Below are 21,154 nucleotides of genomic sequence, written 5' to 3'. Positions count from 1 at the left end.
TTCTCTCTTTACTAATACTGTAAATACCCACCAAAGCTATAACCAACCAGTCGTTGTGAATCCATCACTTTAACCCAGCAGCCCTCTATTCTATTGATGACTTCACACTTGTCCGTTTCACCAATCACAAACACTTCTTCTTGATCATATAAGAAACCTAACTTACGCCCATTTTTAGAAGGCGCTTGGCGCACCAGTACTTTGCCACCATATTGGGTCAATACCTGTGCGCGGTAACGCACAACGGTTTCAGTGTTGGCTTGTCTTTGAGGCTGTTGTTGTACTGGCTTAGCCGGTAGTGACTCTTCATTACTGACATAGGCTTGAGGAGCATCGCCTGCGCCGTTATCTGCCTCTACATACCCATTTTGTGGCGGCTGATTTGCCACGTTAGGGTAGTTATTGTTATTAGGCTGTTGTTGGGAATTGACCGGTTGCTGCGGCTGTGCTGTTTTATTATCTTCCTCTAAAATAGCTTGTGCCGCCCCTTTTAGAGCTTTTTGTCCTGCATCTCCACAGCCTACAAGCACTAATGACATGACAATAATCATCGATATATGTTTCATATCATATTCCTTTGAGAAAAATAAGTTAACATATATTAACGAATAAAATACATATCTGCAAATCGTTGTTTACTTTTGTTAATTAAAAATAAATATATGACCTAATATGAATAGATAACATGGTAGGCGCAATACCATTATCCTGTTTAGAAACCGCTTTTGTAGGTACAGCTTTTGTAGAGTGAGCTTTCTGATAGTCATGAGGTGCGCCAATATCTGTATAATTGTCCTAGACATAATGAGACGTAAAACGATTGATTTATGCAGAAGCCTATAATCTTATGCAAACTGCGACGATACTTGTCATGACGTTTGTCTATATCTTTGCTTATTTTTAAATTTAACCGCTTATAACTTATTGCTTATAAACAATTGCTGATAACCTACTATAGATATGCTTATGACACGCACGACGCCTAACCTTAAAAAAAATGCGCCATTAAACGATACTAAACTCATAGATGCTAAACCCATAGTAGCGACGAAACTGACACAGTATGTCGGCTTTTTTGCTATTGGTTATATCCTCGCCACTTCTATATTTATGATGATTCAAACTAAATTTGCCCTTAGCTCACAGCTGGTCACTGTCATCTCTATTTTGGTTGGTGCTTATATCGCGGTGCATAAATTTATTAAGCATCAACACCGCGCCTTAAACCGTAGCGAGATAAACCGTTTGACTTTAGGCAGTGTGGGTAGCGTTTGGCTACTGACGGCGGTATATGTCTTTGCCTTGTGGGTTTTTGTGTTTGATGCGGTTAGCCGTGAGGTATTGCTAGATATGACTCGGCAGCAACCTTTGCCGCTACTTGGCGCTGTGGTGATGATATTGTTGCTCACGTTAGTCAGTGCGCGCTTGGGTATTTGGGTCGTTAACCGCGCCCTTGCACCGAAATAAATTTTAGGCACTTACTACTATTCTATTTGAATCAAACTACACTTAAATCAAAATATGCTTAAATCAAACGCATGACTGAACCAAATACGCTACAAATTTATTGCACCATTGTTTCTAAAAATCCGTTACGCTGTCTTTATAGCATTAGCTTTGCAGGTATTCGTTGCTCTACATGATTATGAGGAGACAGCACCATGGATATGTTATTTTTTGACAATATTGATAAGCTTGGGCGTATCGTCCTCACCGCCGTGATGGTCTATGCGCTCATTGTCATCACGACCAAAATTTCGGGTAAACGCTCAACCTCGCAGCTCAATAATTTTGATTGGATTGTGACGGTCATGATTGGCTCATTGGGCGCGAGCACTATCTTGCTTGAAGATATTCCCTTTATAGAGGGTGGTTCGGCGATTGTGGTGCTGTACTTATTACAGTTTTTGGTGACCAAATACGCTTCTATTTCACCACCATTTAACAGTATGCTGTTATCCGAGCCACGCATTGTGTTTTATCAAGGGCAATACTTATCCGACGCGATGCAAGCGGAACGGTTAACCCAGCAAGAGCTTGAAAGCGCCATGCGTGCGGATGGTATCCATAATTTAAATGAGATTGAGGCGATTGTTTTTGAGTCCGATGCCACCTTAACCATCATTACTAAAAATGCAAAAGCCGCCTATAACGATACGGTTTCTGAGACGCTACTGCCGTTAACGGATTAAAGAAAAAATTGAGACGATTTACAGTAATTTAAGTAAAATGAGCGTTGTTTTTATAATAATGCTTGTTATATACAAAAAGCTCGAAGGATAAATGGCAATGAAAGTACGTCTGTTAACGGTTGGTAATAAGATGCCAAGCTGGATACAAAGTGGCTTTAATGAATATTACAAACGTATCCAGCCCATGCTCAGCACAGAGATTGTGGAACTTGCGGCAGCTAAACGCGCCAAAAACCCATCGGATGCTAATTTAGCCCAGTACCGTGAGCAAGAAGGTCAAGCCATACTTGGCGCTCATGCAACCGCTGCCCGTGAACAGCTGTGGGTGTTGGACGTTAAAGGTAAAATGCTATCCACCGAAGGCTTAGCCGAAAAGCTGGCAGATGCGATGCAACAAGGCGATGATATTGCGCTCGTCATTGGCGGTGCTGATGGCGTGTCACAAGACGTCTTGGCAGCAGCAGATGTTAAATGGTCGTTATCGGCGCTGACTTTACCGCATCCTTTGGTGCGCGTGGTATTAATGGAACAACTGTACCGAGCGATGAGTATCAATCATAACCACCCTTATCACCGTGGCAATTAGCCAATAAAATCGTTAAAAATCATGATTGCGCAGCTTTTAGTCATAAAATTTTAGGCATAAACTTTTAAGCATAAAACATCAATCGTAAAACATCAATCGTAAAACAGATTGAAAAATGATTACCTGCCCTAATAAATGGCATATGACCTATCCAAAATTCGCTAAACCTGTACACTCCAATAATCGTGACCCTCATTACGATACTGCTAATATGACTACAGCGATTACTGGCGCGGTAGCATGGGCAGATATGCCTATTGGCATGACCAATGCGGCACGATTGCCCGCGTTATTTATCTCGCATGGCGCACCCACTCTTGCCATAGAACAATCATCAACCACCAGTGCACTCGCTCGTATGGGACACAATTTGCCCAAACCACGGGCGATTGTCATCATGTCTGCGCATTGGCTCTCTGCTAAGCTTGAAATCAGCAGCAATCCGCAACCAAAAACGTGGCATGACTTTTCAGGCTTTGATCCTGAGTTATATCAATTACAGTATCCAGCATCGGGTCAGCCCGAGCTTGCCGAATCACTGGCGCAGCAGCTTAGCGCACGCGGCATTGCTTGTAGCGTCAACCCAGTGCGCGTTTGCGATCATGGTGTGTGGGCACCGCTCAGGCATCTCTATCCACAAGCGGATATACCCATCGTGCAAATATCGTTACCGCGGCATTATGACAGTGTGGCGTGTTATCAGTTGGGAGCACAACTTGCGCGTCTGCGTGAACAACAAATCCTCATTATTGGTTCAGGTAATATCACCCATAATTTGCAAGCACTGCGTTGGCAAGCGGATAGTATTGATAAGGCGGCAAAAGACTTTAAATTATGGCTATTACAACAACTAAAAACCGATATTCCTACGGCATTAGACTGGCAACAGTATCCCGATTATCAAAATATCCATCCAAGCGATGAGCACTTATTGCCGCTATTTTTTGCACTCGGTGCCGGTCAGCGCGTTTCTGTGGTGCATGAAAGTATGGCGCATCATAGCCTGGGTATGGATATTTATCGCTTTGACTAACTGCATTTATCAGCAATCAATATCAAGTAAATTCTAGTATTCAAAAGCAGGTTTGGTAAACAATCCTGCGCGCTCCATTTCTCCTGCCAAGCTCAACAATGTCGCCTCATCATTCATGCGCCCAATGAGCTGCATACCGATCGGCAAGCCTTTTTTACTCATGCCTACGGGTACTGACATGGCGGGGAGTCCAGTGACATTTCCTAATAAGGTAAACGCCATTTTACTGAAAACAGGGTAACTTAATTGCTCAATCAATCCTGAGCTAAAGGCATACTTACCGATACTAAAGCCTTTATTTATCACTCCTGCGCTACGCATCAATAGCTCATCCATACGGCTGGGTGGCAAAACGCCATGTTTGACCGCAGGTGTCGGTACAGTCGGACATAAAATCATATCGTAGTGCTCAAGCAGTTTTCCAGTCTGATATTGACTGTCGTGCCAGCCTTGTTTGGCATACACCAAATCTACTGCAGATAATGAACGTCCAAGTAACGCCATATTATACGTTTGTGGTTCAAGATTTTGCACTTGCGCTGCGCCACAGGAGCGTTCGATACTATCAATCGTAAAGGCGGTATGCGCACAAATCACCACCATAAAATCATGCCAAAATTTTTCTATATTAATAGCCGGTTCAGCAGGAATCACGCGATGACCCATCGCTTCTAGTTGGGCAGCCGTGCGCTCAAGAACGGCTAAGACTTCTTTATCTACCACCGTATTCGCCACTAACGGCTGTTGATGCAAAGCTATCGTCAACGGGCGCGGTGCACGCATTGCTGCTTGTAAAAACGTTCCCTGCGGTGGGGCAATCACATAAGGCGCACCGACTTCAGCGCCACTAATAGCATCCAGCATCGCCGCGCTATCACGCACACTGCGGCTAATAACATGGTCGGCAATCGCGCCGTCCCAGCCCTCACCAAACATTGGTCCCACAGGATTGCGCCCGCGACTTGGCTTGAGACCGAACACACCGCACCATGCGGCTGGAAAGCGAATAGAGCCACCACCATCGCCCGCGCCTGCCATCGGTACGATACCGCTCGCCACCGCTGCGGCACTGCCACCAGATGAGCCGCCCGAGCTATAGCCTTTTTTAAAGGGATTATGCGTTGCCCCATAGGCTTTGGGTTCGGTAGTGATGATTAATCCAAACTCTGGCGTATTGGTTTTACCAAAAGTATTGACCCCTGTCGCTTTCATACGTTTGACAATTTCATCGTCCTGTTTAACATTGATATTGACGCTGCGACTGCCCATGGTCAGTGGCTCGCCTGCAAAATAAAATGATAAATCTTTTAATAAATAAGGTACGCCGGTAAACACGCCTGTTGGCAATCCTGCTTGCGCTGCTTGATAAGCACGCTCATCAAAGCGCTGGATAATGGCATTTAGTTTCGGATTCAGTCTATTCGCCTGATTGATAGCAGCGTCTAGCAACTCTTTGGCGCTGATTTGTTTTAACTTTACCAGCTCCGCCAATCCTAGCGCATCGTATTGAGTATATTCTTTAAACATAGCCCTAACTTCCTTTTATATGTCGCGACATTTATAGTGTAGCATTAGCATTATCATAACTTTTTAAACCGTCATAAAAAAGCGAACCACTCTCGTGACTCGCTTTTCTAACAGAAAACAACTGCTGTTTACATAAGCAATTTTTTACATAAATGATTTTTTACATAAGCAACTCACGCTTGCCACTTTTGCCCATCGGACTGACGATTCCCGCTTCTTCCATTGAGTCCACAATTCTAGCGGCACGGTTATAGCCAATGCTAAATTTGCGCTGAATACTAGACGCAGACACTTTGCGGGTTTCCATAATAAAGGCGACTGCCTCATTATAAAGGTCGTCATCTTCACCAGACGGACTGCCGGTACTACCACTGCCGATACTGGACAGCTCAAAATTACCTGCCATATTGTCGATGTAATCGGGCGCACCGCGTTCACGCCATGCGTCACAAACGCTGTTGACCTCTTCATCGCTCACATACGCGCCGTGGACACGATCGGGTTCAATCTGTCCAGGTCCTAAGAACAACATATCACCATTGCCGAGCATGTCTTCGGCGCCACCGCTGTCCAAAATCGTCCGTGAGTCAACTTTTGAGTTGACACGTAATGCCGCTCTGACGGGGATATTGGCTTTAATCAAACCGGTAATCACATCCACTGAGGGACGTTGCGTGGCCAATATTAAATGAATCCCTGCCGCCCGTGATTTTTGAGCAAGGCGCGTGATTAATTCCTCAGCCTGCTTACCCACTTGCATAATCATATCGGCAAATTCATCCGCGACAATCACAATCATTGGTAAGGTTTTCATCTTGGGCGCTTGGCTGATACTAACGCTGTCATTAGGTCGCCATAACGGGTCGAGGATTGGATGACCGGATTTTTCAGCGGCGCGCACTTTTCTATTAAAGTCGCTCAATTTACGCACTTTGAGCACACTCATCAAAAAATACCGACGCTCCATTTCCGCCACACACCATGATAAGCTACTCGCCGCTTCGGTCATGTCGGTGACCACAGGCGTGAGCAAATGCGGAATATCATTATAATTTGCCAGTTCAAGCTGCTTGGGGTCAATCAAAATAAGACGCAGTTGTTCGGGCGTGTACTTTAGTAACATGGACAACAACATGGAATTGACCAGTACCGACTTACCAGAGCCGGTCGTTCCGGCAACCAACATATGTGGCGCGCGTGCAAGGTCACTAATGATGGGTTTGCCACCGATATCTTTACCCATGGCGATACTGATTTGCGATTTGGGGTCTTTGAATTTCTCGGTATCCAGCAGCTCAATTAAGCGCACCATTTCACGCTGTTTGTTCGGCACTTCAATGCCAATGTAAGGCTTACCCGGAATGACCTCAACCACACGCAGGGATGCCATTGATAATGAACGCGCCAAATCTCGCGAAATTCCTGTGACTTTACTGGCTTTAACCCCAGGCGCAAGCTCGACTTCAAAGCGAGTCACCACTGGTCCGGGAATAGCATTGACCACATTGGCTTTCACATTGAACTCTTGCAGTTTAATTTCTAATAATTCTGATAATTGCTCAAGCTCAGCGGTGGTATAACTTGGCTGATGATTGGGGTCAGGCTTATCTAAGATAGCTAGAGACGGAATAGGTGATAACTGGGCGCGGTACGCTGCGGTTTGCATCGAGCGTGAACGATTAGAAAATGCCGCATCGTCATGAATTTCTGGCATGCTAGGAGCAGCTAATTCGTCATCTATCGCATCAGGCATCATATCGGTAATATGATTGCTGCTATCGCCATCAGGCACGGCAAAGCTGATGGTTGGTTGTGACGCTATCGTTGGATTGATAGGTGCTGTGTTGGTCGGTGTCATATCTGTAGCGGCAATGGATGCTTGCTGAGAGTGCTGAGTATACTGCTGATGGTTGTGCAGCTCTGCCACAGGAGTAAGAGCTTTAGATTTTGAAACACTGGGCTCAGCTTTTGCAACAACTGGCATTTCAGGAATAGACGTTTGCGAAACCATAGCGGCAAAAACATCTAACGGTTCATCTGCTGGCTCATCTATTGAAACGGTAGATAAATTTTCAATAGACTCTACTGGCGTTTCTATGACGGGTTTTATCATTGCATTATGACGATGCGCCACATCATCTACTACTTCTGAAGGCGAGAATGTTGATTCTGGAAATGAATCCTGCTCTGCTAACCAAGTGTCTAGCAAGGCATCGCCATCAGCGGTTGGCGCATTGGTGTCTTCTGTTTGGGTGTTAATAATCTCAACAGTTGGCGCGTTTACAGATGCCGATAAATCTTCATCGACAGGTGCTATATTTAAGTCAACCGCAGGAGCAGAGTTAGGGTTAGAATTGCTTTCCTCAACAATAAACTCATTTGCTAATAAATCATGAACAATCCCTGCATCATTCCATGCAAAGCTAGGCTCGACCTTACGCATAGGCGCAGTGCTAGAGTTGGAGTGGGAAGTAAACGCAGAGGTATGGCTATTGTTATGAACGACATTAGTTTTAGCATAAGTGTCATTAGGCATTGCTGTTGCAGGTTGCAATTTTTCATGTATAGCGCGGCTTGCGGCTTCCTCAGCCATCGTCGCTTTGACGCTAGCCACTAAGCCTGATTGGGCTAAAAAATCGCTGAGCATCCCACTAAACTGACCTTGACTCTCCCGCGTTGGACTCATCACTGTCTGACTGGCACTATCGTCATGAACAGAGTGAGCAGGCTGCAACTCAAGGGGCAGTTGCCCATAGTCAGATTTTTTTTGCATCATTTTGCTGATAATCAAGTCTTTACCATTTTGTACTCGCGAGCGTTTATTGGTATTTGGCGATGTATGATTGGCGGCTTTAGCGTTATTTTCCTCCGCTTTCACCCCAGAACCAAGCCACGCTAAGTTAGTAAACGTCTGATAAAGTTTCAGCCAATGGATATTGAATGCAAAAGTGGCTGTAATAATCACAAATATGGTTAAAAATACCAAGCTGCCCCACGATGTTAAGAGCTGCGCCAAGCGGATTTGTAACTCCGTACCAATAATACCGCCTGCCAGACCCTTAAGACCCATAGGTACAGGATTGGTCACATGATTAATTAAAGTAATAAACTGCGCAATTAACGCACTCGCACTTAAGATTAAAAATACATAAGCCACCAATCGTAGTATCCAAAGCGCGGGCTTATTACCCCACCATATTAAAGTGGATTCATAGATTAAAAATGCCAACAGCCACCATGAGCCAAAACCAAAAAAGCTGTAGAGCAAATCGGATAACCACGCGCCCATGGCACCGCCAGTATTGTTAACGGTCGTCATATCGCTACTGATATGTGACCAGCTGGGATCATTGCCAGTATAGGTCAACAAAATCACGAATAAATAGACGGCTAACATTAACCCAAGGACGGTAAATATCCCTTTTTTTAAATACTCAATAAGCGGTGCTGATATCACGTAAGATCTGCCTCATTATTAACACTAAATTATCAATACTAAATGGTTGCCACCACATGATTAAGCCCAATCATGCTGACATAAAATGCTCATGTAAATTTGGATAGCGGATTGTCTATTATGACATAGCTGCACGTCTATTATCGCGTTGCTAATAGTAAGCTATAAAGGTATATAGAATAGTCATTATGCTATAAAATACGGGCTCAACACCTTGCAGAAACGCATTATATATCCATTATGAACAGGCAATAACGAATATCGCTGAAACGCTATTCATCATAAGTGATTTTATCAAATCATACATAGTCACACTGAATATAAACAGCCCTAAACATAACTTCCTATAATAACAAATACCTAGCGTAAGTGGCGACTGTGTTCTGAATAAAGACAGCAAGAAAATAAGTCAATACATACGACTTAACGACCTGACAAATAGAGTTGACCAGAAAAATAATCTCATGACACATATGATTTGAAAATACAGCTCTCCATCCCAATATTATCTAGCAGTTAAACGTACTTTAGTTCTAGTGATACCCATGTTTATTTTAGCAAACTTGCGCTTTTTAGCGTCTACCCTTATGTTAGTATCATCCAGCATTTATAATAATTTGATTATTCTACATTTTTACTTATAGCCACTTATTTTAATTTTAATATATGCGCTTATCATTTTAAATTTTGACACCTAATTTTATCATCTAATAAGGAACATCTATGAGCACAGCATCTACTACGGATAATAGACCACGCCACGAAAAACTGATTATTTTAGGCTCAGGACCTGCGGGCTATTCTGCTGCCGTCTATGCAGCACGCGCCAACCTGAAACCCGTTATGGTGACTGGTTTAGAAGTGGGTGGACAGCTCACCACCACCACCGAAGTCGATAACTGGCCGGGCGATGCGCACGACTTAACCGGTCCTGCACTGATGGATCGCATGAAAGCCCATGCCGAGCGCTTTGGTACCGTATTGGTTTATGACCACATCAATAGCGTTGATCTTAGCAAGCGTCCTTTTAAATTAGTGGGCAACAATGGCAGCTATACTTGTGATGCCTTAATTATCTCAACGGGTGCTTCTGCTCAATATCTAGGGCTAGAATCAGAAGAAAAATTCAGAGGTTTAGGCGTTTCAGCTTGTGCCACTTGTGACGGATTTTTCTATAAAGACCAAAAAGTTGCGGTTATCGGTGGTGGTAATACTGCCGTTGAAGAAGCGCTATACTTGTCTAATATTGCTGCTGAAGTGACACTGGTACATCGCCGCGACAGCTTACGCTCAGAGAAAATTTTGCAAGACAAATTGTTCGAGAAAGCCAAAAACGGTAACGTCAAGATTGAATGGAATCACAGCGTTAAAGAAGTGGTTGGCGACGATATGGGCGTTAATGGCATCGTGATTGAATCAACCATCGATGGCAGCACCAAACAGCTAGATGTTTTTGGCATGTTCGTCGCTATTGGTCATAAGCCAAATACCGCGCTATTTGATGGTCAACTGGATATGAAAGATGGCTATATCGTTGTCAATAGTGGTCTGAATGGTAATGCCACTCAAACCAGCGTCGAAGGCGTATTTGCAGCGGGCGACGTCGCTGATCACGTCTATCGTCAAGCCATTACTTCAGCAGGAACAGGCTGTATGGCAGCACTTGATGCTGAGAAATACTTGGATGCCATAGGCGAAACAGTTGCTCTCGACCACACTTACGCTTCAACCTTAACTGCTGACAAAGAAGCATAAATGCACGATTTTTTTGATGTCACTGCTGCTGATATCTCGCCTGAGACCCTAAAAAGTCTTGGGCGTTATGCGTTTCCTAATCCGGCTGAGATTGATCCTGACGGTATGGGTATCGTCGCAGTCGGTGGTGATTTAGCTCCTGAAACCCTGATTTCAGCATATGCGCAAGGGCTGTTTCCATGGTTTAATGAAGATGAACCAATTGCATGGTGGTGCCCTGAGCCACGTTGCGTTATTGTACCGTCTGACTATCAGCCGAGCAAATCTTTACGTCGCCAAGCAAAACGTGAACGTTGGCAATTAACGCTCAATCAAGCTTTTGATGACGTCATACGCGCTTGCAGTTTACCGCGCAGTGATGGACTACTTGAGGGCGAGCACACATGGATTCACGAGGAAATGATTGTCGCTTATACTCAGCTACATGCTTACGGCTTTGCCCATAGCATTGAAGTTTGGGATGATAAACAAAATCTTATTGGCGGTTTATATGGGCTGAAAATAGGTAATATTTATTTTGGTGAGTCTATGTTTCATCGTGCCTCTAATGCCTCAAAATTAGCCTTTTGGGGTTTAATGCGTTTATGTGAACAAAGTGACGTAGCACTGGTGGACTGCCAATTGCCCAACGAGCATTTAATGAGCTTAGGTGCAACAACGTTACCTCGTACGGATTTTTTAGCGCAACTAGACACGTTAATTGGCAGTAGCTCAGTAAAATGGCACACAAAATCTCACCAATCATTAGCAGTTGCCCGCCTAGACACACTAGCGCCTTGGAAAATAGAGAACGCTAAGTTTGAACGTTAGCTATCCTCATAGCTACCATCAACCTAAAGTTTTTAGCGATTTTAAATTTTTTGGCAATTATGAGGTCATTATATGACACCTGATACATCATTTTTGCTCATCGGTGCACTCGCAAACCAAGCCAATACCACCAAAGATACCGTGCGCCATTATGAGCAGCTTGGACTGTTAAAATCGCGCAAACGCCAAGCAGGATCGCGTTTGTATACAGAATTCCACCCTGAATGCATTGAACGTATTGAACTGATTAAAAGCGCCCAAGCGATTGGCTTTACGTTAACTGAAATTAAAGACAGCTTGAATGACTATTACGATGGGCTACTCGATATTGGTGAGCAACTTAATATGACTGAGAAAAAGCTCGAACAAGTTAAAAAGCAGCAAGCCAATATCAATCGTATGGTTGAGCTATTAACCCAACGTATTGATATTCTTAAACATATGAAAATCGATCATAGCTCTATTCCTAGTGTTGAGGATTGCCAACCTTCTACCACGCTATCTCGTTAAACACCTTTTCCACCTTTATAGCACCTTTGTGCTTTTAATATCTCAAATATTAGCGGTTAATAACAAGATACTTATAATATAGTTAAATACTTAACATCAAATAAAAGCTGCTAAATGTAGCTAAGCTGCATAATAAGGGCATCGACTGCGGGATTGTGAAGCTGTTGATAATAGCCTTTACGGCGATGAATCAAAATAAATCCTTGCTGCTCATACAGTGCGATCGCAGGCATATTATCGGCTCGTACTTCTAATAATAAACCATCCACCTTCTTAGCTTTTAACTCATCATTTAACGTCGCAAATAGCTTTGATGCGATACCTCGGCGTTGATAATCAGGATGCGTACCGATGCGTAAGATTTCTGCTTGCTCAAAGACGACCTGATATAGACAGTAGCCTACAACGTCGCTTTTAACCGTATTTATAACGACCATTAAACGAATACTATCTTGTCCTAGCAGATCGTTAAGTGTTTGATAACTCCACGCATCTTGGGACTGAATGACAGCTTCAATATCAGCTACCTCTTGGATATCTCGCTGATGCTCAGACAATTCTTCGGATAAGTGCTTTATAATCAGCATCATCACTCCTTTATTTTTTCTCAAAAAATCTCGTTGGTCATGAATAAATGATACTAGCACTTCCAAACTATCAACCAAAAAAAAGCCACCCTCAATAAAGAGAATGGCTTTTGTCTAACGGTTGAGCTTTAACCTAAGGGTTAAGTCTTAAACGTTAACGTTAGCAACAACACCAGCGCCTACAGTACGGCCGCCTTCACGAATAGCGAAGCGTAGACCTTTGTCCATAGCGATTGGGTGGATAAGCTCTACGCCCATCTCAACGTTATCACCAGGCATGACCATTTCAGTACCGTCTTGTAATTGGATTGCGCCAGTTACGTCAGTAGTACGGAAGTAGAACTGTGGACGATAGCCGTTTAGGAATGGTGTGTGACGACCACCCTCTTCTTTTGACAATACATAGACTTCAGCGTCAAATTTAGTATGCGGGGTGATTGAACCTGGCTTAGCAAGTACTTGACCACGTTGTACGTCTTCACGTTTAGTACCACGTAGTAGTACGCCACAGTTTTCGCCTGCACGACCTTCGTCAAGCAGTTTACGGAACATCTCTACACCAGTACAGGTGGTTTTTTGAGTGTCACGGATACCGACGATTTCGATTTCGTCACCAACTTTAACGATACCAGATTCAACACGGCCGGTTACAACGGTACCACGACCTGAGATTGAGAAGACGTCTTCGATTGGCATTAGGAATGCTTTGTCGATGTCACGCTCTGGCTCTGGGATGTAGGTGTCTAGGATGTTTAGTAGTTCTACTACGGCTGGTTGGCCGTATTTTTCTTGTGAGCCTTTTAGGGCTTCAGTGGCTGAACCTTTAACGATTGGGGTGTCATCACCTGGGAAATCATAGTCGCTCAATAATTCGCGAACTTCCATTTCTACAAGTTCTAACAATTCTTCGTCATCAACCATGTCACATTTGTTCATGAATACAACGATGTACGGTACGCCAACCTGACGTGATAGCAAGATGTGCTCACGAGTTTGTGGCATAGGGCCGTCAGTTGCAGATACAACTAGAATAGCGCCGTCCATCTGTGCCGCACCGGTGATCATGTTTTTAACATAATCGGCGTGACCTGGGCAGTCGACGTGGGCGTAGTGACGTGATGGGGTGTCATATTCTACATGTGAGGTGTTGATGGTGATGCCACGTGCTTTTTCTTCTGGGGCTGAGTCAATAGACGCATAGTCTTTGGCTTCGCCGCCTGAAGTGATTGCAGCTACGGTTGCGATTGCAGCGGTAAGGGTGGTTTTACCATGGTCAACGTGTCCGATGGTACCAACGTTGACGTGTGGTTTTAAGCGTTCAAACTTGGCCTTTGCCATGAGTTTTTCCTCTTTATTGGTGAATCTTCATTAATCAAAGATTGGTAAATAGCTGTTTGACGGTTTATGATAGAATTAAAACCATCAAACCGTTGACGCTATGGTTGAGCTACTAAATATTGTCTTTTACAACAGCTACCTTTATGGGTGCTATACTCATTTTTTCAATCTATTTACTATATTACTTACCGTACTCAATATTAATAGTAGTATTGAATAGTCGTGTATATTTATTAATTAACGAACTGACAGCACTAAAAGGCAACACCTCAGTGTCACCTTCAAATCATTATTTGCTGAGTCATTTCTATTTTTTTCAATAGTGATACAAAACTTTATAAGATTATTGGATATAAGCAGTCATTGATATTTGATAGACCGGTTATTTTATAATACTTGTATAGCACAAACAGACAATACAACGTTAAACAATAAATGGAGCTCATATTGAGAATTGAACTCAAGACCTCTCCCTTACCAAGGGAGTGCTCTACCGCTGAGCTATATGAGCGTATTTTACAGAACCAGTCGGTTATATAAAAAAATATCACGAAACAGCTATGATAATCGACTGTCGTGATGAATTGTCTACTATTTACAATTGATGCCGTATGTATGGAGCGGGTGGCGGGAATCGAACCCGCGTCATTAGCTTGGAAGGCTAAGGTGTTACCATTATACCACACCCGCAATTACTCATATTGAGAGTATTCTTGGCGCTATGATAAACTTTAAAATATGGTGGTGGGAGAAGGATTCGAACCTTCGAAGCTTTCGCGACAGATTTACAGTCTGTTGGGTTTGACCGCTCCCCAATCCCACCTTAGGTTACTTTGAAAGATATGGTGCCGACTGCCGGGATCGAACTGGCGACCTACTGATTACAAGTCAGTTGCTCTACCAACTGAGCTAAGTCGGCTTGTTCTCTCAAAGTGGTGGCTATTCTATCAAATATTTAAGATAACGCAAGCCCTATTTTCATTATTTTATTAATATTTTAATATTAATTCTTAAATATTTGATTTTATTCATTATTTTTATGACGATAAATATAGCTAATATTTACCCGTATCTATAAGTGCTCAATAATCAGCAACACTTTAGCGAATACGTAGCCCATCACAAGCCATTTTTACTGCTTTAACGAGTGCTAAGGCTTTTTTATTGGTTTCATCCCATTCTGCTTCTGGTATCGAATCAGCGACCACACCGGCACCGGCTTGAATATGTATCTTGCCACGGCGCATGACTGCTGTGCGGATAGCAATAGCGGTATCCATGTTGCCATGCCAGCCGAGGTAGCCAACTGAGCCACCAAATACGGTACGACGAACCGGCTCTACTTCATCAATAATTTGCATGGCACGGATTTTGGGCGCGCCTGATAGTGTACCGGCAGGGAACGTGGCACAAAAGACGTCTAACGCATCTTTATCGGGCAGTACGGTGCCTTCCACATTAGAGGCGATATGCATCACTTGTGAATAGCGTTCAATAAACATTTTTTCGGTGACTTTGACGCTACCGTACTCGCACACACGACCAATATCGTTGCGTCCTAAATCAATCAGCATCAGATGTTCCGCAATTTCTTTTTTATCAGATAGCAGTTCTTGCTCTAGCGCTAAATCTTCGGCTTCATCGTGACCACGTTGGCGCGTACCGGCTAATGGGCGCACGGTCACTTTACCGTTTTCAATACGAGATAAAATCTCGGGAGACGCGCCAATGATATCAAAGCGCTTGTGATCATCAAGGGTGTAACCATGCACTAAAAACAGATAAGGTGATGGATTTAAAAATCGTAATGCACGATAGACGGCAAGCGAGTCACCGGTATAATCAGCCGTTAAACGCTGCGCAGGCACTACCTGCATCACGTCCCCTGCTAAGATATAATCTTTAATTTTATTGACATCAGAGCAGTATTTTTCCTGTCCTGTTTGTGATTCGAACTTAGGCGTTGGCATGATTGGCGCGCTTAAATCAGGCATTTCCGCCAGTTTATCTTCAATTTTTTGTAGCTCACGAATAGCGGCGCCATAACCATCGTCGTTATGACAGTCCGCATAAACAATAATAGATAAGGTGTTTTCTAGACTATCAAACACAATCACACTCATGGATAACATCAACCACATATCGGGTAATGACATCGGATTGGGTGCATCAGATAAGCCAACGCTTGGCTCGATAACGCGCACCATATCATAGCCAAAATAGCCGATTAGCCCGCCACTAAAGCTGGGCAATGCGGGCACCTCATCTACCGTGGGCATCTTATAACTTGCCATTAACTTGCGCAGATAATCAAAGGGATCCGCAACAGCATCGATATCAATGCAATCGTCTTTTTTAAGGGTCATCATGCCATCAGCGTATTGCAAAATGAGATCGCTACCCAGTCCAATCATTGAATAGCGCGCCCAACGCTCACCGCCTACGACCGATTCAAATAGATACGCCGAACCACTTAAATCTCGTACTTTGGAAAATACAGAAACAGGGGTTTGCACGTCCATCAGACGTTTTTTAATCAGGGGCACATGGCTAAAGCCTTGGTCTTTAAAAGCTTGATATTCTTCAAAAGTCATCATAATGAGCAGTCTCTTAGCACCGTATCGGTAAAAGATGAGAGGTGTAAATACAATCAGAAAAGGCGTGGTAATAAACGTAGAGGGCTAACGCTAGCGCGAAAAATAGCCAAAACTTGACCTGCCAGTATAACAAAACTGGCAGGCGTTATTAACTATTAGGATTAATGTGCGGTTTGTCAGCTTGTTTTATAGCAATGACAGTCCGTTAACGGTTAAGCCGCGCCCATATTAAACAGCCACAAAGCTAAACCAATAATGATAATGGCAATAAATACCCAAATAAACCAACCGCCACTGGATTTTTTCTCTACGTATCCGCTATTGGCAGGGTTCGTGACAGACTGCTCTATCTCCTTATTATCTTGAGTGCTGATATCATGAGTTTGCACTAAATTAGCCGTGCCTGAGAGTTGCCCTGTTGCCGCTTGTTTGGCACGTAATACGTCGGGATCGGCTTCTTCTTGTAATTCCGTCTTAGTTGTTTTATCGTGTTCTGGAGTGACAACTGAGTCCTGCTGCAGCGCTGGCTCTTGAGTAACAGGTTTCTCTATTTCTACTGCTACAGGCGTATGCTCTTGGCTCTCAGCAGCGAATAACACGTCTTCAATGATGGTTTCTTTGACGATAGTATTTTCAACTACTGCTGCAGTTGTATTTTCAATTACAACATCCTCACTTACCACATCCTCACTTACCACATCGTCACTTACAACATCATCACTTACAACATCATCACTTACAACAGCCTCACTCACAACAGCCTCACTCACAACATGCTCTGCATTGTCAGGATGAATAACCGCTTCTTCTGCCGTAGTATTATCTACAACGTCATCATGTAAGCCATTGTTATCTAATACCGTTTCTTCTACGACAATGGGTTCTACTGGCGAAGAGACACTAGGCTGAGCTGCTAATAGCTCTTCGGGTTCAGCAACAGTATCTGGCGTGACGGCATCGGTGGTGAAATCCTCAAAGCTTTCTAGCTCTTTATCTTCTAGTTCTTTACCTTCTACTTCTTTTTCTACAGTTGCAGTAGAAGGTGCTATATCTTCAATAACTTCAGCATCAATAACTTCCGCATCAGTAATCTCAGCATCCATGATAGTAGCATCAAGCACACTAGAATCTACATCTTCACTATCCACGACTTCAGCGTTAACTACTTCAGTGTGAACGTTTTCATTTGTGATAACGCCTGTATCAATAGCGCCGATATACGTTAAATCAGTATCAGTATCAGTATCAGTATCAACGTGAGCAGACGCTTCAGGCTCGGTTACTAGCGTATCCGCAGCAGCGACTACGCTGGCATCTTCTGCTATAGATGGCTGACTATCCGTAGGTGCTATTGCCATCGTTACTTTAAAAGCAAAACTTGCAAAGCCCACGGTATCATCAGCTTTTAGATGTTTAGACTTGTTATCCTCAACACGATCATCATTAATAAAAGTACCATTTGATGAGCCTAAATCTTTTACATATAGCTTGCCGTTTAAAACGCTTAATAACGCGTGATTGCGGGAGACTTGTTTACTGCCCAGTACCACATCATTGTCGTTACCACGCCCCACTGACAAGCTATCAATGACGGTCAAGCTTAAGTCGCCCAATGCTTCTGTTAAAGCATTCAGTTGCCAAATATCAGCCTCTAAATTACTAGCTTCTGAACTGGTAGCTTTGGTATCCGCAGTGTTCGTTGCAGCCGTTATCTTGTCATGCTCATTTACGTTACTCATGATGCTATTACTCCCTGTAATTAATAAAAGTTATTCATTAAATATTATTATTTAAATGCTCTATTTTTATGTCGTTAGGACTGCTCTTATTGTTAAAAATATGGAGATATTTACCTATATATTTTTATCTTATTGGTCATTAAAAATGAAGGCTTTGGCACTAAAAACAATAGTAATAATTGTCTTTTTTAGACCCATTATTTAGGCATAAAATGCGGTTTAATGACGCCACTCAGCTTGCTATAAGGAATGCTCAACACAGGCATACCGTAAGCGTATGGACCAATGGCATAATGCTGATAGCGAACATCAATGCCTTTATCCGTTAAGGTGACATTGTCATCGAGGGTAAAAGGCCAATTTTTTTCATAGCTGTTGAGATCTTCATCCACGGTTTTTACCCACGTTTTATAAGCCTCATAAGCGAGCGCTTTAAAGCGAGGTTTTTTGCCGGTTTGTAGCATATCATCTAACCGTACTTGCTTTTTGGTGCTCGGGTCAAATATCAAGTATTCGCTATAAGGCATACCATGAGCGCCGCCAGTAAAGACGTAAGAGCTAATTTCGAACATCTCAAAGTTATCAACATGACCTAAATAGTCAGGTTTGACCATCAATTGATAAACAAAGACGCTGTCATCCGGTATGTCAGCAAATTGTGATGCAACAAAACCATCAATGGCAGCTTTAACGACCTTGGCATCGCCAGTCGCTTTACTGGGTTTAGACTCAGAAGGCTTGCTATTAATCACTAAATTATTGATACGTGCATTGGTTATTTTATTCATCCAACCTCGATTGGTTTTAAGATAATGAACCTCAATATTTGGACAATTATCGCGTTCAACACAGCGTTCTTGAATATTTTTGGGCACGCTATAATCAAGATAGTCGGTACTGCTGATGAGCGTACTGGCATTTGCTGATAAGCTTGCCGCTCCAAGTAACACGCCACTTACGAGCAGCGACAATAAGCGCGAACGATTGTATATAGCACTTGTCTGCTGAGTCATAAACGGCTTATTGATAGCTAGTGGATTCAAAGTTGTCATATATCCTCGCTAACAAATAGGTTAGTTTCATTGGTATTCTACCGTAACCGTTTGTGCTTATTGTTGAAACACTGTTTGTGTTGTTAAAGCGTTCCTCTTTTTAAAAGAGCGATCTCTATAAACTTCAGAAATTATGAACAATAAAAAAGACACGGCAGCCGTGTCTTTTAAAATAGCGCATCAAAAGAATAAAATAAACGAAGTTTTAAATTTAATACTCTTTTTTATTACTCTTTAACGTTCTTTAGTGCTCACGAGTATTACTAAACGTCACTTCTGGATAGCGCTCTTGCATCAACTGTAAATTCACCCGTGACGGCGCTAAATACGTCAGATAGCCACCACCATCAAGCGATAATTGGTCATGGGCTTTACGTTTAAACTTCGCTAAAGCCACTTCATCATCACAGTGAATCCAACGTACCGTTGCGATAGAAACTGGCTCAAACGTACATTGCACTTTGTACTCTTCTTTCAGACGATGCGCCACCACTTCGAACTGTAGTACGCCAATTGCACCTAGGACTAAATCATTGTTAATCTGCGGCATAAAGACCTGCGTAGCACCCTCTTCACTGAGCTGCTGTAAACCTTTTTGTAAGGCTTTGGACTTAAGTGGATCACGTAATACTACACGGCGGAAAAGTTCAGGGGCAAAGTGCGGAATACCCGTGAAGTTTAATTCTTCGCCTTCAGTAAAGCTGTCACCAATCGAAATCGTACCGTGGTTATGTAAACCAATAATATCGCCCGGATAAGCTTCTTCTAGCGCTTCGCGGTCGCCTGCTAAAAAGGTCAACGCATCGGCAATACGCACGTCTTTACCCAAACGCACGTGCTTCATTTTCATACCTTTTTCGTACTTGCCTGAGCACACACGCAAGAACGCAATACGGTCACGATGTCGCGGATCCATATTCGCCTGAATCTTAAACACAAAGCCCGTAAAATTAGTCTCAGTCGCTGCAATCTCGCGCTCATTGGTCGCATGAGATTTTGGTGGGGGCGAATATTTAACCAGTGTGTCCAGTACCATATTAACGCCAAAATTACCCAGTGCCGTACCAAATAATACCGGTGTCATCTCGCCTGCCAAAAATGCTTCAACACTAAATTCCTCAAGCGCCATTTGTACCAGCTCAAGCGACTCTTCAAATGAAGCAAACATCAACGCGCCCAAACGCTCGCGAATATCAGGATAATCATAGCCATCACGAGTCTCAAGCTCGACAATCTCACCGCCATGACCTTTTTGATACATATAAGTTTTATTTTCGGTTAAATGATAAACCCCAACGAAATCTTGCCCCATACCAATGGGCCACGTTAGAGGGATACATTTAATTTTCAGTACCGCTTCAATCTCACTCAGTAATTCAAGTGGCTCACGGATTTGGCGATCCAATTTATTAACAAACGAGATAATGGGCGTATCACGCATCCGACAAACTTCCATCAGCTTGATGGTACGTTCTTCAACGCCTTTTGCGCCATCAACCATCATCAGCGCACTATCGACAGCCGTTAAGGTGCGATAAGTATCTTCACTAAAGTCGGCGTGACCGGGCGTGTCCAGTAGGTTAACAATGTGCTCTTGATATGGGAACTGCATGACAGAGGTGGTGATAGAAATACCGCGCTCTTGCTCCATGCTCATCCAATCTGAGGTCGCATGACGATCCGTCTTGCGACCTTTGACCTCGCCCACGACCTGAATCGCTTTACCCCATAATAGGAGCTTTTCGGTCATCGTTGTTTTACCGGCATCGGGATGCGAGATGATGGCAAAGGTGCGACGTTTGGCAACCTCACGGGCAAGCTTGGTAGCTGAGAGCTTGCTTGTTGAAACTTTAGTATCTGCGCTCATAATGAATAACTTATCGTTAAATTTTGGAAGAAAATAGCAGGATTTGATAACAGGTTTAATAGTAGGTATGAAAGATTTTAGTGCGCGTATTGTAACGGATTTAC

General features: G+C 43.2%; 16 protein-coding genes and 4 tRNA genes. 7 read left to right on the top strand and 13 right to left on the bottom strand.

All coding sequences use genetic code 11. The annotated features are described in order from the left end of the window. Window positions 1–11 precede the first annotated feature (11 nt). Entirely contained in the window at window positions 12–566 is a 555-nt protein-coding gene (locus tag AOC03_RS08650; RefSeq protein WP_062535117.1) for an SH3 domain-containing protein, read from the bottom strand. Between the two features lie 400 nt (window positions 567–966). Here AOC03_RS08650 and AOC03_RS08645 point away from each other — a divergent pair, with 400 nt between their 5' ends. The 4 genes from AOC03_RS08645 to AOC03_RS08630 all read left to right on the top strand — a co-directional run bounded on the left by AOC03_RS08645 (window position 967) and on the right by AOC03_RS08630 (window position 3,811). Next, window positions 967–1,467, top strand: coding sequence for an ABZJ_00895 family protein (locus AOC03_RS08645; protein ID WP_062535115.1), 501 nt, complete (start codon window positions 967–969; stop codon window positions 1,465–1,467). Window positions 1,468–1,661: 194 nt separating this feature from the next. Beyond that, complete coding sequence (locus AOC03_RS08640) at window positions 1,662–2,192, top strand: DUF421 domain-containing protein (protein WP_062535114.1); 531 nt, start codon at window positions 1,662–1,664, stop codon at window positions 2,190–2,192. 97 nt (window positions 2,193–2,289) lie between these two features. After that, window positions 2,290–2,778, top strand: a complete 489-nt coding sequence (gene rlmH / locus AOC03_RS08635) for a 23S rRNA (pseudouridine(1915)-N(3))-methyltransferase RlmH (protein ID WP_062535112.1) — start codon at window positions 2,290–2,292, stop codon at window positions 2,776–2,778. 262 nt (window positions 2,779–3,040) lie between these two features. Next, on the top strand, window positions 3,041–3,811 hold the full coding sequence (locus tag AOC03_RS08630) for a DODA-type extradiol aromatic ring-opening family dioxygenase (RefSeq protein WP_062536650.1): 771 nt from the start codon (window positions 3,041–3,043) through the stop codon (window positions 3,809–3,811). Window positions 3,812–3,844: 33 nt separating this feature from the next. On the opposite strand, the gene AOC03_RS08625 is transcribed toward AOC03_RS08630, so the two are convergent. Continuing rightward, window positions 3,845–5,338, bottom strand: coding sequence for an amidase (locus tag AOC03_RS08625; protein ID WP_062535110.1), 1,494 nt, complete (start codon window positions 5,336–5,338; stop codon window positions 3,845–3,847). Between the two features lie 160 nt (window positions 5,339–5,498). After that, a complete protein-coding gene (locus AOC03_RS08620) occupies window positions 5,499–8,795 on the bottom strand; it encodes a DNA translocase FtsK (RefSeq protein ID WP_062535108.1) in 3,297 nt (1,098 codons plus the stop codon). A gap of 723 nt (window positions 8,796–9,518) precedes the next feature. Here AOC03_RS08620 and trxB point away from each other — a divergent pair. The 3 genes from trxB to AOC03_RS08605 all read left to right on the top strand — a co-directional run bounded on the left by trxB (window position 9,519) and on the right by AOC03_RS08605 (window position 11,870). Further along, entirely contained in the window at window positions 9,519–10,550 is a 1,032-nt protein-coding gene (trxB, locus tag AOC03_RS08615) for a thioredoxin-disulfide reductase (protein ID WP_062535106.1), read from the top strand. Then, window positions 10,551–11,360 carry a leucyl/phenylalanyl-tRNA--protein transferase gene (aat, locus tag AOC03_RS08610; RefSeq protein WP_062535104.1) on the top strand — a complete coding sequence of 270 codons (810 nt, stop codon included), beginning with the start codon at window positions 10,551–10,553 and terminating at the stop codon, window positions 11,358–11,360. It abuts the gene before it with no gap. A 72-nt stretch (window positions 11,361–11,432) separates the two neighbouring features. Next, window positions 11,433–11,870, top strand: coding sequence for a MerR family transcriptional regulator (locus tag AOC03_RS08605; protein WP_062535102.1), 438 nt, complete (start codon window positions 11,433–11,435; stop codon window positions 11,868–11,870). A 110-nt stretch (window positions 11,871–11,980) separates the two neighbouring features. Here AOC03_RS08605 and rimI read toward each other — a convergent pair whose 3' ends face one another. The 10 genes from rimI to AOC03_RS08555 all read right to left on the bottom strand — a co-directional run bounded on the left by rimI (window position 11,981) and on the right by AOC03_RS08555 (window position 21,050). After that, window positions 11,981–12,481: a ribosomal protein S18-alanine N-acetyltransferase gene (gene rimI, locus AOC03_RS08600; RefSeq protein WP_227514218.1), complete on the bottom strand. Its 501-nt coding sequence runs from the start codon at window positions 12,479–12,481 to the stop codon at window positions 11,981–11,983. Between the two features lie 123 nt (window positions 12,482–12,604). Then, the gene (gene tuf / locus AOC03_RS08595; RefSeq protein ID WP_062533886.1) at window positions 12,605–13,795 is read right to left on the bottom strand and encodes an elongation factor Tu; all 1,191 of its coding nucleotides are present in this window, start codon (window positions 13,793–13,795) and stop codon (window positions 12,605–12,607) included. A gap of 436 nt (window positions 13,796–14,231) precedes the next feature. Next, window positions 14,232–14,306: transfer RNA gene (locus tag AOC03_RS08590), tRNA-Thr, on the bottom strand. Between the two features lie 105 nt (window positions 14,307–14,411). Continuing rightward, window positions 14,412–14,485, bottom strand: a tRNA-Gly gene (locus AOC03_RS08585). Between the two features lie 49 nt (window positions 14,486–14,534). After that, window positions 14,535–14,618, bottom strand: a tRNA-Tyr gene (locus tag AOC03_RS08580). A 20-nt stretch (window positions 14,619–14,638) separates the two neighbouring features. After that, a tRNA-Thr gene (locus tag AOC03_RS08575) sits at window positions 14,639–14,714 on the bottom strand. 181 nt (window positions 14,715–14,895) lie between these two features. Next, window positions 14,896–16,392 (bottom strand): anthranilate synthase component I family protein, encoded by a 1,497-nt coding sequence (locus tag AOC03_RS08570; RefSeq protein WP_062535092.1) that lies wholly within the window; start codon window positions 16,390–16,392, stop codon window positions 14,896–14,898. A 212-nt stretch (window positions 16,393–16,604) separates the two neighbouring features. Next, window positions 16,605–18,131 (bottom strand): FHA domain-containing protein, encoded by a 1,527-nt coding sequence (locus AOC03_RS08565; protein WP_062535090.1) that lies wholly within the window; start codon window positions 18,129–18,131, stop codon window positions 16,605–16,607. A 197-nt stretch (window positions 18,132–18,328) separates the two neighbouring features. Beyond that, complete coding sequence (locus AOC03_RS08560; RefSeq protein ID WP_062535088.1) at window positions 18,329–19,183, bottom strand: RsiV family protein; 855 nt, start codon at window positions 19,181–19,183, stop codon at window positions 18,329–18,331. A 244-nt stretch (window positions 19,184–19,427) separates the two neighbouring features. After that, complete coding sequence (locus AOC03_RS08555; RefSeq protein WP_062535086.1) at window positions 19,428–21,050, bottom strand: peptide chain release factor 3; 1,623 nt, start codon at window positions 21,048–21,050, stop codon at window positions 19,428–19,430. Window positions 21,051–21,154: the final 104 nt, after the last annotated feature.

Source organism: Psychrobacter urativorans (genome assembly GCF_001298525.1).
GTDB lineage: Bacteria > Pseudomonadota > Gammaproteobacteria > Pseudomonadales > Moraxellaceae > Psychrobacter > Psychrobacter urativorans_A.
Note: the sequence above shows the minus strand (reverse complement) of the source record. Positions and strands in the feature narration are given on the sequence as shown.